This is a genomic window from Paraburkholderia edwinii, assembly GCF_019428685.1.
Classification (GTDB): domain Bacteria; phylum Pseudomonadota; class Gammaproteobacteria; order Burkholderiales; family Burkholderiaceae; genus Paraburkholderia; species Paraburkholderia edwinii.
Genome location: NZ_CP080095.1, coordinates 3,008,069 through 3,022,620 on the forward strand (window position 1 = coordinate 3,008,069; position 14,552 = coordinate 3,022,620).

The 14,552-nt window shown below is 62.8% G+C and carries 16 protein-coding genes; 5 read left to right on the top strand and 11 right to left on the bottom strand.

Annotated elements, in window-relative coordinates:
- Positions 1-6 precede the first annotated feature (6 nt).
- The 3 genes from KZJ38_RS13300 to KZJ38_RS13310 all read left to right on the top strand — a co-directional run bounded on the left by KZJ38_RS13300 (position 7) and on the right by KZJ38_RS13310 (position 3,068).
- A complete protein-coding gene (locus tag KZJ38_RS13300; RefSeq protein WP_219796341.1) occupies positions 7-747 on the top strand; it encodes an ATP-binding cassette domain-containing protein in 741 nt (246 codons plus the stop codon).
- An 87-nt stretch (positions 748-834) separates the two neighbouring features.
- Positions 835-1,830 (top strand): ABC transporter permease, encoded by a 996-nt coding sequence (locus tag KZJ38_RS13305; RefSeq protein ID WP_219796342.1) that lies wholly within the window; start codon positions 835-837, stop codon positions 1,828-1,830.
- A gap of 245 nt (positions 1,831-2,075) precedes the next feature.
- Complete coding sequence (locus KZJ38_RS13310) at positions 2,076-3,068, top strand: sugar-binding protein (RefSeq protein ID WP_219796343.1); 993 nt, start codon at positions 2,076-2,078, stop codon at positions 3,066-3,068.
- Positions 3,069-3,193: 125 nt separating this feature from the next.
- Here KZJ38_RS13310 and KZJ38_RS13315 read toward each other — a convergent pair whose 3' ends face one another.
- From KZJ38_RS13315 to guaB, 7 genes are all read right to left on the bottom strand, one after another.
- Positions 3,194-4,012 carry an SDR family oxidoreductase gene (locus KZJ38_RS13315; protein WP_219796344.1) on the bottom strand — a complete coding sequence of 273 codons (819 nt, stop codon included), beginning with the start codon at positions 4,010-4,012 and terminating at the stop codon, positions 3,194-3,196.
- 106 nt (positions 4,013-4,118) lie between these two features.
- Positions 4,119-4,685, bottom strand: coding sequence for a TetR/AcrR family transcriptional regulator (locus KZJ38_RS13320; RefSeq protein WP_219796345.1), 567 nt, complete (start codon positions 4,683-4,685; stop codon positions 4,119-4,121).
- A 115-nt stretch (positions 4,686-4,800) separates the two neighbouring features.
- Entirely contained in the window at positions 4,801-5,220 is a 420-nt protein-coding gene (locus KZJ38_RS13325; protein ID WP_219796346.1) for a type II toxin-antitoxin system VapC family toxin, read from the bottom strand.
- The gene (locus tag KZJ38_RS13330; RefSeq protein ID WP_246641464.1) at positions 5,217-5,621 is read right to left on the bottom strand and encodes a FitA-like ribbon-helix-helix domain-containing protein; all 405 of its coding nucleotides are present in this window, start codon (positions 5,619-5,621) and stop codon (positions 5,217-5,219) included. Before KZJ38_RS13330 ends, KZJ38_RS13325 begins: the two co-directional genes overlap by 4 nt.
- 201 nt (positions 5,622-5,822) lie before the next feature.
- Positions 5,823-7,406, bottom strand: coding sequence for a glutamine-hydrolyzing GMP synthase (gene guaA, locus KZJ38_RS13335; protein WP_219796347.1), 1,584 nt, complete (start codon positions 7,404-7,406; stop codon positions 5,823-5,825).
- Positions 7,407-7,654: 248 nt separating this feature from the next.
- Complete coding sequence (locus KZJ38_RS13340) at positions 7,655-8,470, bottom strand: hypothetical protein (RefSeq protein WP_219796348.1); 816 nt, start codon at positions 8,468-8,470, stop codon at positions 7,655-7,657.
- Positions 8,471-8,476: 6 nt separating this feature from the next.
- Positions 8,477-9,937, bottom strand: coding sequence for an IMP dehydrogenase (gene guaB / locus KZJ38_RS13345; RefSeq protein WP_219796349.1), 1,461 nt, complete (start codon positions 9,935-9,937; stop codon positions 8,477-8,479).
- Positions 9,938-10,253: 316 nt separating this feature from the next.
- Between guaB and KZJ38_RS13350 the strand changes: the two genes are divergently transcribed.
- On the top strand, positions 10,254-11,267 hold the full coding sequence (locus tag KZJ38_RS13350) for a DMT family transporter (protein WP_219796350.1): 1,014 nt from the start codon (positions 10,254-10,256) through the stop codon (positions 11,265-11,267).
- A 78-nt stretch (positions 11,268-11,345) separates the two neighbouring features.
- Here the strand turns inward: KZJ38_RS13350 and KZJ38_RS13355 are convergent, their stop codons facing one another.
- A complete protein-coding gene (locus KZJ38_RS13355; protein ID WP_219800318.1) occupies positions 11,346-11,669 on the bottom strand; it encodes an RnfH family protein in 324 nt (107 codons plus the stop codon).
- 49 nt (positions 11,670-11,718) lie between these two features.
- The gene (locus KZJ38_RS13360) at positions 11,719-12,156 is read right to left on the bottom strand and encodes a type II toxin-antitoxin system RatA family toxin (protein ID WP_219796351.1); all 438 of its coding nucleotides are present in this window, start codon (positions 12,154-12,156) and stop codon (positions 11,719-11,721) included.
- 206 nt (positions 12,157-12,362) lie between these two features.
- On the opposite strand from KZJ38_RS13360, the gene smpB reads away from it, so the two are divergent.
- Positions 12,363-12,809, top strand: coding sequence for an SsrA-binding protein SmpB (gene smpB / locus KZJ38_RS13365; RefSeq protein WP_219796352.1), 447 nt, complete (start codon positions 12,363-12,365; stop codon positions 12,807-12,809).
- A gap of 118 nt (positions 12,810-12,927) precedes the next feature.
- Here the strand turns inward: smpB and KZJ38_RS13370 are convergent, their stop codons facing one another.
- Both KZJ38_RS13370 and KZJ38_RS13375 read right to left on the bottom strand, forming a co-directional pair.
- Positions 12,928-13,854, bottom strand: coding sequence for an SPFH domain-containing protein (locus KZJ38_RS13370; protein ID WP_219796353.1), 927 nt, complete (start codon positions 13,852-13,854; stop codon positions 12,928-12,930).
- A 166-nt stretch (positions 13,855-14,020) separates the two neighbouring features.
- On the bottom strand, positions 14,021-14,455 hold the full coding sequence (locus KZJ38_RS13375; protein WP_219796354.1) for an NfeD family protein: 435 nt from the start codon (positions 14,453-14,455) through the stop codon (positions 14,021-14,023).
- Positions 14,456-14,552 lie beyond the last annotated feature (97 nt).

Consider the following 14,552-nt stretch of genomic DNA (forward strand, 5'->3'; position numbering starts at 1 on the left):
CGAGCCATGAGTCTTCTTGAACTCAGAGGCATTTCCAAACACTTCGGCGCCATTCAGGCGTTGACCGATGTCACGTTCGGTCTCGAGCCGGGCCAGGTCGTCGGCCTGATGGGCGACAACGGGGCCGGCAAATCCACGCTGGTCAAGGTCATTGCGGGCAACTTCCCGCCCTCGCATGGCGAGATCCGGATCGACGGCAAGCCGGTGCATTTCAACAAGCCCGTCGATGCCCGCGCGCAGGGCATCGAAGTCGTCTATCAGGACCTCGCGCTGTGCGACAACCTCACAGCAGCCGCCAATGTTTTTCTCGGCCGCGAGCCGCGCATCGGCTTCGGCCCGGTCCGCGTGCTCGATCACGCGACCATGTACCGGCGCGCCGGCGAACTGTTCAAGGAACTGAAATCGGAGACGCGCCCGCGCGATCTCGTGCGGCAGATGTCGGGCGGTCAGCGGCAAGCGGTCGCCATCGCGCGCACGCGTCTGTCCGAAGCGCGGCTCGTCATCATGGACGAACCGACCGCGGCAATCAGCGTGCGCCAGGTGGCCGAGGTGCTCGAGCTCATCAAACGCCTGGCCGGGCACGGTATCGCTGTGATTCTGATCAGTCACCGGATGCCCGACGTGTTCGCGGTGGCCGATCGCGTGGTCGTGATGCGGCGCGGGCGCAAGGTTGCGGACAAACAGACTGAAGCGTCGTCGCCGGAAGAAGTAACCGGCCTGATTACCGGAGCCATCGCTGCCGCCTGAAGCACTGCTTGAAGCACAGCCTGAAGCACCCGAACCACCCGCACGGGAGACCCGAAATTGAACGATGCGCCGGAAAGGCCCAGTCCAATGCAGACACTGCTTGACGATCCGCAAACCACGAGAACGCATACGCGCTGGTCGGGGCTGCTGGCAAGCCAGGTGTTCTGGGTTGTGCTGGCGACGATCGTCGCGTGCGTTGTGCTTTCCTTCACCACGTCGAGCTTCGCGACGTCGCAGAATCTTTTCAACGTCACGCGCAATTTCGCATTCGTCGCGATCGTCGCGCTCGGCGCGATGGCCGTGATCGTCACGGGCGGCATCGATATTTCGGTTGGCTCAACGATTGGCGTGAGCGGCATCGTGCTGTCGGTCGTGATGAATGCCGGCTATCCGATCTGGGCCGGCATCGGCCTCGCGCTCGCGACGGCCGGCACCGTCGGGCTCGTCAACGGCCTGCTGATCGCGTATCTGAACATGCAGCCTTTCGTCGTCACGCTCGGCATGCTGAGCGTGGGCCGCAGCCTCGCCCTCGTTATTTCGGGTAGCAGAACAATTTTCGATTTCGGCCCCGACGGCAGCAAGCTGCTAAAACTCGGCGGCGGCTCGACCCTGGGCGTCGCGAATCCGGTGTGGTTTCTCGTGGTGTTCGCCGTGCTCTTCTGGTTCGCGTTCGCCTTCACGCGCTGGGGGCGCTATGTATTCGCGGTCGGTGGCAATCGTCACGCGGCGAATCTGACCGGTGTGCCGGTGCGCCGGGTCATCTGCTCGGTCTACGTGCTCGGCGGCCTGATGGCGGGCGTCGCGGCGGTACTCGAAGTCGGCTGGCTCGGCGCCGTGACGACGGGCCTCGGCACCGGCGACGAATTGCGCGTGATCGCCGCGACCGTGATCGGCGGCACCAATCTGATGGGCGGCATCGGCAGCGCATTCGGCACCGTCGTCGGCGCGGCGCTGATCGAAGTCATCCGCAATAGCCTGATCCTGCTGGGCGTCGATTCGTTCTGGCAGGGAACGGTCGTGGGCTCCTTCATCATCGTCGCCGTGCTGTTCAACCGGCTTGGCGGCGAGCGGCAAAACGATTGACAAGTCTTCGTTGCACGCCAGCCGCGCTTGCGGCCGGCGCCACGCGAGGCGGTGCGGCCGGTCGAAACGCGGAACTGCCGGGCGCAGGTGTACGCAAAGGTGTACGAGTCGTTCGAGCTGTTCGCAACACAAAACCGCAAGGTTCCGCAAACACGGCTGCCCCTTGAGGGCCTGCCTTGGGAAACGTTGTGAAAATTGTGCGAAGACACGGGCACCGCGAAGCCGGCGCCGAACCGGAGGCAACAATGAAGAAAATCTTGATGTGTCTTGCTGCGATCGGGAGCCTTGCGATGCTGGCCTCGCCTGCGTTCGCGGCCGATAAAACGCTGGCCCTCGTCGTAAAGGGCCTCGACAACCCCTACTTCGACCTCATGCATCAGGGATGCGACCGGGCGAACAAGGAGCTCAACAAGCAAGGCTATAACTGCTACTACACGGGCCCCGCGACGGCCGCCGACGAAAGCGCGGAAGTGCAGATCATCGACGACCTGCTGACGAAGGGCGTCGCGGCCATCGCGATTTCGCCGTCGAACGCGCCGGCGATCGCCGAAGTGATCCGCCGCCGCAATACAAAAATTCCAATCATCACCGCGGATGCCGACCTGCTGCCGAAGGATGCGTCGCTGCGTAAGAGTTATGTCGGCACCGATAACTACGAGCTCGGCCTGAAGCTCGGCGAACAGCTGAAGCTGCTGATGCCGAAAGGCGGCAACATCTGCCTCGTGATGGGCAATCCCGCAGCTGAGAACATCAACCAGCGTGCGCAAGGCACGCGCGACGCGCTGTCGGGCAAGAAGGGTATCTCGAAGCTCGCCGGCGAGAACAACTGGCGCGAGATCAGCGCATGCCCGCTTTACGTGAACGACGACGCGGCCAAAGCCAACCAGATGATGCAGGACACGCTGACCGCCAATCCGACCGGTCTCGATGCGTTCGTGCTCGAGGGCGGCTGGCCGCTGTTTGCGCCGCAAGCGTACTCGCAGGTCGTCGCGCCGATCATGGACAAGATCGCGAGCGGCAAGTTCGTGATTGTGTCAGCCGATACGCTGGGGCCGGAAATCCAGGCGTTGAAGGACCATAAGGTCAATGTGCTGGTCGGTCAGCGGCCCGAAGAGATGGGCTACCAGGCGGCGATGGTGATGCGCGATCTCGCCGAAGGAAAGTCGGTGAAGCCCGTGATCCATACCGGGCTCGATACGTGTACGTGGAAGAACGCGGATACGTGTCTTAAGCATTGAGGGCTGTCGCGCGATTGCGATTCGTCGCGATGTGCAGACTGAGCGTGCGCGAGGCGGGGCCGCATTTGCCCCGGCTCGCGCACGTGCCGCTTTCGTGCCGTTTTTGTGCCACTTTCGTTCCTTTGCTAAGCGAAGCTCTTCGCGATCGTCGATAGATAATCTTCGATCGGCATCGACGCACGCATGGCCATCAGATCCCTGCCGGTCTTGCCGACGAGGGTCCTGAAGCGTCGGTTTCTCCCGGTCGCAAGCGCTTCGATCTCGTCGACGATCAGTTGCGGATCGTCGAGCCGACTTTCGTCGCCCGCCATCATCAGCGCATTCACCTTGTCGATCAGCGGATCGTAGTCCCGGATATCCGGATGCGTGTTGAACACCACTTTCTCGACAAAGCGGTTGCCCTTGAAACCACCGGGCTCGACAAGATGGAGGTCGATATTGAACGGCTTGAGCTCGTAGTAAAGCCCTTCGATCAGACCTTCGAGCGCGAACTTCGACATGTTGTACAGCGAGCCGGTCGGCACCGCGGTCGTCACACCCATGAACGAACTGATGTTGATGAACCGGCCGCCTTTGCGTTCGCGAAAGTGCGGCAAGAACGCGCGAATGACGTTGATTGGTCCGCGCACGTTCACGGCGAACTGCCCGTCGATCGTATGTTCTTCAGCGAATTCGAGCGGACCATACGAGCCCGCGCCCGCGTTGTTGACGACGACGTCGATCTGGCCGAATGCTTCGATTGCCGCTTCGGTCGCGGCGCGCGCCTGCGCTGAGTCGGTGACGTCGAGCTTGAGGAGGCGGATGCGCTCGTGCTTCGACAGTTCCGTTTCCTGCTCGGGTTTGCGCATCGTGGCGGCAACGTTCCAACCCTGCCGCGCGAAGTGCAAGGCGGTGTGACGGCCCAGACCGCTGCTGGTGCCGGTGATGAAAATCGACTTCGTCATGAGCGCTCCTGTCGGGTGTTTCAACCGCCTTCAGCCAGCTTAAAATAATTGACCAATTGATCCACAATAAGTCATAAAAAAGCGCGCACGATGCAATGCGCGCCAATCAACCGAGGCTACGCAAGGCCATCTGCGCGATGTCCCGCAGCACCTCCTTCGGTGCGCCGGCGCGCGCGGCGACCTTGATGCCCGACAGCGTTGCGCCGATAAAATGCGCGGCCGCGCGTTCATCGATGTCCGCCGCGACTTGCCCGTCGGCCTTCGCCTTTGCAATGCAACGCTCGAGCGCGGCACGCAACGTATGAGCGGCCGTATCGGCAAGCGCGGTGATCTCGGGATCGGATCGCCCGAATTCGCACACCGCATGGGTGCCAAGGCACGCCCGTGAAGGCCGGCTCACGAAATCGTTCAATAACTGTTCGATACCTCGACGCGCGGATGTCGATCGATTGAGTATCTGCAAATGCTCCGAGACGCTTCCCGCGATGTAGGTGCGCAAAGCCTCGAGGTACAGGCTGCGCTTGTCGCCGAAGGCGTTATACAGGCTCTGCCGGCTCAGATTCATCGCCGTCAGAAGCACTTCGGTCGAGGTACCCGAATAGCCATGCTCGGCGAAGGCGTCAATAGCCTGCTCCAATGCCTCGTCGCGATCGAACTCTCTGGGTCTCGCCATGGGTTAGAAGGATTACAAATGTGGATCAATCTGTCAATAATTGGCGTGAATATCCCGACAGCCCTCAGGGTGGATCCGACTTCTATCCGCCCTGAGGCATAGAGAAAAGTTCACTTCAGGCTGCCCATGGATCGATGATCTCGACATCGCAATCGACAAAATGTTTGACGTTGCGCGTCGCCAGCACCGCGCCTCTGGATTGCGCGATGGCAGCGATCATCGCGTCGAACTCGCTGATCGGCCGACCCGCTTCTTGCCTCGATACGTAAATATCAGCGTATCTTCGCGCGGCGTCGCGATCGAAACCCAGCACCTTGCCGGCAAGGTCAACTTTGAAAATCGCCTTGACGGCTGCGGACTTCTCTTGTGCTCGCTCGCCTCTCGGCATCTTGCGCAGGCCATAGAGGATCTCTGCTTCGCTGATCGAGGTCGTGAACAGCTTGTCGCGTGGCTGTGCCCGAAACCAGCGGAAGGCCCGATCGTTGGGTTCGGGCTTGACCGCTTCCGAGAGAACGTTGGTGTCGAGTACGATCATGCGTCGAGGTCCACGTGACGGTTGATCATCCTGCGCACCGGCAAATCCAGGTCGACGCCGCCGAGCGGGTCGATGCGGGCTCGAATCGCGTCTGCAAGGCCGCGCGGGTCCTGCACCGCGTCCTCGCTCGACTCCGCCGCGTTCAAGGGCTCGTGAGCTTCGTCTTCGATCGAACGATCATGACGGGATGCCCGGGTACGCAGGTCAGCCTCGAGTTCATCGTCGATGTCGTGAATCGTGATGCCCGGCATGGCGCCTCCATCCATTGCTGATGGAATTCCCGCGAAGAACGGCGCACTCGCCAGCTGTTTCAACGTGGCCCGTGCGAGCGCCCCGACGATCGGGGCTTCCGGTGCTGGTTTGATGTTCGAATGACGACGTGCAGAAATGAGAGATGACATAGGCTTCGCCTCCTTCGTAAATGCGACGCCGCTACTATCACACCATTTCTGCAGCCGTGGACCAACCGGGTGAGTTCGATTGAGCGCGAACGGTATTTGATACGGGCAACCAGGTAGCCCGCCGGGGCGATGCATCGACCATGCGATGCGCCGCCCTCAAAGGAGATGAGTCATTCCCGACTGCCTACAACAACGCGACGCTCACTCCCACTCGATCGTCGCCGGCGGCTTGCCGGAAATATCGTAGACCACGCGATTGATGCCGCGCACTTCGTTGATGATCCGGTTCGACACATGGCCGAGCAGATCGTGCGGCAGATGCGCCCAATGCGCCGTCATAAAGTCGAGCGTCTGCACCGCGCGCAGCGCAACGACATATTCGTACGTGCGCCCGTCGCCCATCACGCCGACGCTCTTCACCGGCAGAAACACCGCGAATGCCTGGCTCGTCAGGTCGTACCAGGACTTGCCCGTCTCCTTGTCGATAAATGTGCGCAGCGTTTCGATGAAAATCGCATCGGCGCGGCGCAGAAGATCGGCAAAATCGCGCCGCACTTCGCCGAGAATCCGCACGCCGAGGCCCGGCCCCGGGAACGGATGGCGGTACACCATCGCCGGCGGCAAGCCAAGCTTCACGCCCAGTTCGCGCACTTCATCCTTGAACAGCTCGCGCAGCGGCTCGAGCAGCTTCAGATTCAGCGTCTCCGGCAAACCACCGACGTTGTGGTGGCTCTTGATGGTCTGCGTCGCCTTTTTACCCTTGCCCGCCGACTCGATCACGTCCGGATAGATCGTGCCCTGCGCCAGCCACTTCGCGTCGGTCAGCTTCGCCGCTTCGGCCTGGAACACCTCGACGAACTCGGCGCCGATAATCTTGCGCTTCGCTTCCGGGTCGGTCACGCTGGCGAGCTTCGACAGGAACGCTTCGCTCGCGTCCACGTGAATCACCTTCACGCCGAGGTGATCTGCGAAGGTCGCCATCACCTGCTCGGCTTCATTCAGACGCAACAGGCCGTGATCGACGAACACGCAAGTCAGCTGATCGCCGATCGCACGGTGCAGCAACGCAGCCGCGACCGACGAATCGACGCCGCCCGACAGGCCGAGAATCACATGCTCCTTGCCGACCTGCGCGCGAATCTGCGCGACCGCCTCGTCGACATAGTTGCCCATCTCCCAGTCCGGCTTCGCGGCGCAGATTTGCAGCACGAAGCGCTCAAGCATCGCGCGGCCCTGCACGGTGTGCGTGACTTCCGGGTGCCATTGCAGGCCGTAGAAATGACGCGTTTCGTCGGCCATCGCCGCGATCGGACACGATTCCGTCGACGCCATCAGCTTGAAGCCCGCCGGCATATCGAGCACCTTGTCGCCGTGGCTCATCCACACCTTGAGCATGCCGTGACCTTCCGGCGTGCGGAAATCCTCGATGCCGTCGAGGAAGCTCGTATGGTTGCGCGCCCGCACTTCCGCATAACCGAATTCGCGCAGATGCCCGTTGTCGACCTTGCCGCCCAGCTGTTCGGCCATCGTCTGCATGCCGTAGCAAATGCCGAGCACCGGCACGCCAAGCTCGAACACCGCCTGCGGCGCGCGCGGCGTGTCGGTTTCGACCACTGAGCTCGGGCCGCCCGACAGGATGATGCCCTTCGGCTTGAACTCGCGGATAAACGCGTCGCTGACGTCGTGCGGATGAATTTCCGACAGCACGTGCGCCTCGCGGATGCGCCGGGCAATCAGTTGGGTGACTTGCGAACCGAAGTCGAGGATCAGGATCTTGTCATGCATGGCAGCGGCCGGAATCGAATGGATGAGGATAAGGAAAACCGCGCATCTCGCGCGGTATTGATCGGGTTTCTTTGTGGTTCAAGCCGTGGTTCAGGTCGCGGGGGCGGCCCGATGGACTGTGTTCGCGCCGCTCTCGCGCGGCCTGACTATCTGCGCGGCGACAGCGACGGTCAGATGGCGTGAAAGCAGACTTTCTGAAACGCGGGCGGACTGCGGGACCTGCTGGAAGCGGCGCGATGACAAGCGCATCAGCCATGAAACGGCGGCCTCGGCGAACCCGGCGACCCCGCCGCGTCGCGGCGCGCTTCTTCGCGTGCGGCTTCGGCTTGCGCCGCGGCGTCACGCTCACCGGCCGGCGCCGCGGTTACACCGGGCTCCAAGGTCGGTTCCACCACACGTCCGCTCACCGGATCGACCACACGCCCGGTCGCCGGATCGATCGTGCGACCTGTCGCGGGGTCGATAACGGTCGACTGACGCGGCGACAGCACCGGTTCGACAACTGGCTCCGTCGCCGCATAACCGCCGGCAGCGACCGGCGTCGCGCGCGCAGCCGATTGCGCCCTGGCCTCGAGTTTCGCTTCCTGCTTCGCGTCTTTCGCAGCCTGCCGCGCCGCCGCTTTATCCGCACGCTCCGCGGCGGCGGCCTCGGCGGCAAGCGCCCGCTCGCGGCGCCGGACGGCGCTGGCGAGACGCACACCGCCAAGCCCGACGACCAGCAGCACAATCGCCACCACCACCGCGACCAGTTGCCCGAAGCCCGTCAACGGCGGCGTATGCAAGCCGATTAGCCAGACCAGCAGCAGCACCGCGGTCAGCCAGTTCACATGCCCGACCACCTTTGCGACTGTCGCAGTCATCGCGCCATCGAGCGACGCATGCAGCGCAAGCCACGCCAGCCCGACGAGCGCGAGACCGAAGCCCTGGCCGACCAGCACCGGATCGGTCTGCACGAGATGCAGCGCGTCGTACAACGATTTCCACGGCGTGGCCAGAAACAGCAGTCCGAACGCCAGCAGCAACAACGCATCGATGATCAGTACGGCACGCAGCAGCGGCTTCATCGGCAATCAGTCCACGTGATAGTTGGGCGCTTCCTTCGTGATCTGCACGTCGTGCACATGCGATTCGCGCATGCCGGCCGCGGTGATCTGCACGAACTCGGCCTTCTCATGCAATTCGTCGATCGTGCTGCAGCCGCAGTAGCCCATGCTCGCGCGCACGCCGCCGATCATCTGGAACAGGATCGCGCTGACCGAGCCCTTGTACGCGACGCGGCCTTCGATGCCTTCCGGCACGAGCTTGTCGATATTCGCGGAGTTGTCCTGGAAGTAGCGGTCCGCCGCGCCGTCCTTCATCGCGCCGACCGAGCCCATGCCGCGGTACGACTTGTACTGGCGGCCCTGGTACAGGAACACGTCGCCCGGCGACTCTTCGGTGCCGGCGAACATGCTGCCCATCATGACCGTGTTCGCGCCCGCCGCGAGCGCCTTGCTGACGTCGCCCGAGAAGCGCACGCCGCCGTCCGCGATGAGCGGCACGCCCGAGCCCTTGAGCCCTTCCGCGACGTTCGAGATGGCCGTGATTTGCGGCACGCCGACACCGGCGACGATCCGCGTCGTGCAGATCGAGCCCGGGCCGATGCCGACCTTCACGGCGTCCGCGCCGTACTCGACGAGCGCCTTGGCCGCGCTTGCGGTGGCGATATTGCCACCGATCACGTCGACGTGCGGGAAGTTCTTCTTGACCCACTTGACGCGCTCGAGCACGCCCTTGCTGTGACCATGCGCGGTATCGACGACGATCACGTCGACGCCCGCCTGCACCAGCAGCGACACGCGCTCCTCGTTGTCCTCGCCGACGCCGACGGCCGCGCCGACGCGCAGCTTGCCGTGTTCGTCCTTGCACGCGTCCGGGTGCTCGGTCTGCTTCGTGATGTCCTTGACCGTCATCAGCCCGCGCAGCTCGAATGCATCGTTGACGACGAGCACGCGCTCGAGCCGGTGGCTATGCATGAGCGCCTTCGCTTCGGCGAGCGGCGTGCCTTCCTTGACCGTGACGAGACGCTCGCGCGGCGTCATGATCGTGCGCACCGGTTCGTCCAGACGCGTTTCGAAGCGCAGGTCGCGGTTCGTGACGATACCGATCAGCTGCGCGCCTTCGACCACCGGAAAACCGGAAATGCCATGCTGTTGCGACAGCGCGATCACATCGCGCACCTTCATTTGCGGCGGCACCGTGATCGGATCGCGCACCACGCCCGACTCGAAACGCTTGACCTTCGCGACTTCGCGCGCCTGTTCGGCTGCAGTCAGATTCTTGTGGACGATGCCGATGCCGCCCTGCTGCGCCATGACGATGGCCAGCCGCGCTTCGGTGACGGTGTCCATGGCGGCGGACACGAGGGGCATATTCAGGGAGATATTGCGGGTCAGCCGGGTTTTCAGGCTGGTGTCGCGCGGCAGAACGTCGGAGAAGGCCGGGACGAGGAGCACGTCATCGAACGTGAGTGCTTTCTGGATCAGACGCATGGCAAATCCTATAGGCGCAAAAGCGAATTATACGCGATACCTCCCCGGTTTTCATCGCTCGAACAGTAAGTTAGCGAATTTCGCCACGATTTTTCCACGCCTCCCAGCACGGCATTTCGCTTTTCCGTTCAGGTGCGGTTCGATCGGTTTTCGTTTCGGGTTTTCGGCTTCGGGTCTCCGCTTCTGGTCGCCGCTTCGGGCCTCGGTTTCGGGCCTCAGTTTGACGGAGCCGCCGCCTTGCAGAATCGAACAAGACGCGCGCAGGCAGCGCACGCTATGCTGCGCGCACTTTCAGTGTTTCGGATCGGGGCAGACAATGCGGCGCGGCGTGATCTACGGGATGATGGCCGGAGCGTTATGGGGCATGGTTTTCCTCGTGCCGCGGCTGCTCGCCGATTTTTCGCCGCTTCTGCTCAGTGCGGGCCGGTACATGATGTACGGCGCGGTATCGATCGTCGCCGCGCTGCCGTCCGCGCGCTCGCTGTTGTCGCGCCTGACCGCCGCTGACATCGCCGCGCTCGTCAAGCTGGCGCTGGCCGGCAACCTGCTCTACTACCTGCTGCTGACGGGCGCGGTGCATATGGTGGGCATCGCCCCCTCGTCGCTGATCGTCGGCGTGCTGCCGGTCACCGTCACGTTACTGGGCCGGCGCGATCATGGCGCGGTTCCGCTCGCACGGCTTGTCTGGCCGCTCGCGATGGTGCTCGCCGGCATCGCGTGCATCAATATCGACGTGTTTTCGACGAGTGCAGGCCCGGCTGCCGGCACGAGCGCCGATGCGATCGCCGGCAGCCCGATCCTGACCAAGCTCGCAGGCATCGCCTGCGCGGCCGGCGCGCTGGTTTCGTGGACATGGTTCGCGGTCGAAAACGCCCGCTACCTGCAGCGCAACGACCATTTCAGCGGCAGCGAATGGTCGGTGCTGTGGGGCATCGTGACGGGGCTGCTCGGCGCCGCGTTGTGGGTAGTGGTTGCCGCGCTTCCGTCCGGCTTCGTGAGTGCGCCGCACGGCCCGCTTGCCGACACGCGCTGGCACATGTTCTGGATGCTGAATCTCGGGCTCGCAATCGGCGCCTCGTGGCTCGGCAACGGGTTGTGGAACGCCGCGTCCAAGCGCCTGCCGCTCACGCTATCGGGGCAATTGATCGTGTTCGAAACGCTGTTCGCGCTGCTTTACGCGTTTATCTACGACCACCGTCTGCCGCGCCTCCTGGAGGCGGCCGCGATTGCGCTATTGCTGGCCGGCGTCAGCTGGTCGGTGCGCCAGCATGCGGACGACGACGCGAAGCGCACGTCGCTCGAGGAAAAGGCGCAGGCGGCCGTGCATTGAGGACGCGCAGGCCGGCGTAGCTGGCGAATCTCAGCCTTCGCGCAGGTCGACCCACGGCGCGCGAAGGCCACGCTCACCCTACCGGGAATCCTTCGGCAGCCACTTCCGCCCTTCGATAGATCCATCCCGGCGCGTCTTCTCGACGCGCCGCTGCCGCGCAAGCTTCGGGTCGACGATCAGCGGACGGTAGATCTCGACGCGATCGTGGTCGGCAAGCACGGTATCGAGCGGCTTCAGCTTGCCGAACACGCCGACCTTCTGCTTCGCCAGATCGATGTCCGGATGGCGTTCGAGGATACCGCTCGCGTCGATCGCCTGTTCGAGCGTCGTGCCCTGCGGCAACTGCAGCGAAATAAGTGTCTGCCGGTCAGGCAGCGCATAGCAGACATCGATCGACAGCATCGCACTCATGGCCGGCCGTCCAGTTTCATGGCTTGCCTCATTGCTTGCCTCATTGCTTGCCATAGCGCTGGTCTGCGCGCTTCACGAACGATTCGACGAAGGTGTTCGCGATATGGCTGAATACCGGCCCGATCAGCTTCTCGAGGATGATGTTCGAGAATTCGTAGTGCAGCGCGAACTCGATCTTGCAGGCGTCCGCGCGCAACGGCGTGAAGCGCCAGAACCCGGTGAACTTGCGAAACGGTCCGTCCGCGAAGTTCATATCGATGCGCGAGGGCCGCTGTTGCGTATTGTGCGTGGCGAAATGCTGCCGGATGCCCTTGAAGTTGATGTCGATGCGCGCTTCCATGCTGTTCTCGTCCTGCTGACGAATCTCGACGCCCCCGCACCAGGGCAGGAAATTGGGGTAGTCCGCGACGTCGGTGACGAGGTCGAACATCTGTTCCGCCGAGTGGCGTATCAATACGGTTTTCTGGACATCTGCCATAAATTCAACGGCACGCAGCGAGAGTAAGGCGGTAAGAAGAAAATACGCGACCTGGCGACCTGGTTGACTGCCCGCGCGACACGAGCGCCCTGCACTCGCGAGTGCAAACAGATATAAATCACGTAAAAAAGCATTCCGGACCCAGCGGGTTTCCGGCTTTGCTTTGCTAAAATCGTGATTTTAAACGAGTTGGGCAATTTCCATTCATGAGCATCATCGAAAACAGGAAGGCCTTCTTCGATTACTCGATCGAGGAGCGCTACGAAGCCGGACTCGTGCTCGAAGGATGGGAAGTCAAGGCGTTGCGCGCGGGCCGCGGGCAGATCAAGGAAGGCTACGTGGTGATCAAGAACGCGGAGCTGTTTCTGATCGGCACGCACATCAGCCCGTTGCCCGAAGCGTCGACGCACATCAATCCGGACCCGGTGCGCACGCGCAAGCTGCTGCTGCACTCAGAGGAAATCAGCAAGCTGATCGGCAAGGTCGAGCAGCGCGGCTATACGCTCGTGCCGCTGAATTTTCACTACAAGGGTGGCCGCGTCAAATGCGAGATCGGGCTCGCCAAGGGCAAGAAGCTGCACGACAAGCGCGAGACCGAGAAGAAACGTGATTGGGAGCGTGAGAAGGCGCGGCTGATGCGCACGCCGACGTGATTTGGTTCAGCGTCGGCTTCGGCTTCGGCGCCAGTGCGGGCGCTGATGCCTGAACGGCGTTCAGGCATGCCGGTGGCCGTCGCGGGGCCTGCTCAAGCGCCCCCGTCAATGAAAAAAGTCAGGCGTTTGCGCCCTTCTGCTGTTTAACGATTGTGAGCGCCGACGCAATCATCGAGCTCATTTCCGACAAATTACCCGGCACGATTAGCGTATTGCCCTGCTTGGCAAGATTCGCGAACGCATTCACATACTGCTCGGCCACCTTCAGATTCACGGCTTCCATGCCGCCCGTCGACTGGATTGCCGCGGCGATCTTCTGAATTGCCTGCGCATTCGCTTCCGCCACCGCGAGAATCGCCGCCGCCTGGCCTTGCGCCTGATTGATCGATGCCTGCCGCTCGCCTTCGGACTTCTGGATCGCTGCCTCGCGACCGCCCGACGCGATATTGATCTGCTCCTGCTTGCGGCCTTCGGACGCCGCGATCAGCGCGCGCTTTTCGCGCTCCGCGGTGATCTGCTGCTGCATCGCGTGCAGGATTTCCTTCGGCGGCGTCAGATCCTTGATTTCGTAACGCAGCACCTTCACGCCCCAGTTCGATGCGGCCTCGTCGAGCGCGGACACGATGCTGTGATTGATAAAGTCGCGTTCCTCGAAGGTCTTGTCCAGTTCGAGCTTGCCGATCACCGAACGCAGCGTGGTCTGCGACAACTGCGTAATCGCGAACACGAAGTTGCTCGAGCCGTACGACGCCTTCATCGGGTCCGTCACCTGAAAATACAGCACGCCGTCCACCTGCAATTGCGTATTGTCGCGCGTGATGCAGACCTGGCTCGGCACGTCGAGCGGGATCTCTTTCAACACGTGCTTGTACGCGATGCGATCGATAAACGGCAGTACGAGCGTGGCGCCCGGCGTCAACGTCGCATGGTAGCGGCCGAGCCGCTCGACAATCCATGCATGCTGCTGCGGCACGATCTTGATCGTCCGGCCCACCAGCACGATCACGATAATCAGAAACACGACCGCGAAGATCGTCGATTCCATTGCTGCACCCCTTTTCTGGTTTGCTTCGTTATGCTGCGTTTCGGCCTGGTTATCGGCGCGCTTATGGGCCGGCTTATCGGCCCGCTTGTCGGCCTGCTGATGTGCCTGGCTATCGGTCCGCCTTCGGCCCAGTCTATCGGCCTGTTCCCGGCCGGCTAGCGGTTCGCTACCGGTCGGGACTGGCGACCACCACCAGACAACTGCCGCGCAACGCAGTGACCCGATACACGCGCGCGTCTTCGGGTTCGCCGGGCGCGAGCTCGACGTCCCAGGCCGCGCCGCGATACTGCGTGCGCGCGCGGCGCTCGTGCCACTCGGGCACTGTCAGCGTCGCGCCGATATCGAGATTGACGTCGGGATTGTGTGCGGCTTCCGGGCGCTTGTTGCGGCCGAAACGCGAACGCCGCAACAGCGCCACCGCGACAAGTGCGACCAGCGCCGCCACCGCGATCTGCACGGGCAACTGCGCGCCCGCGAGACGCGCGAGCGCCGCGGCGATAAAGCCGAGCGCGATCATCAGCAGATAGAACGTGCCGCTCATCAGCTCGAGCACGATCAGCACGCCCGCGCCAATCCACCAGAACCAGCCTGTTAGCGCCACTTCGGCCTCCCCAAAGCAAAACACCCCGGAACCATCCGGGGTGTTTTATAGCACGAACTCAGCGCGAATCTGGAGCGATTTGCGGTGGAATTGACGC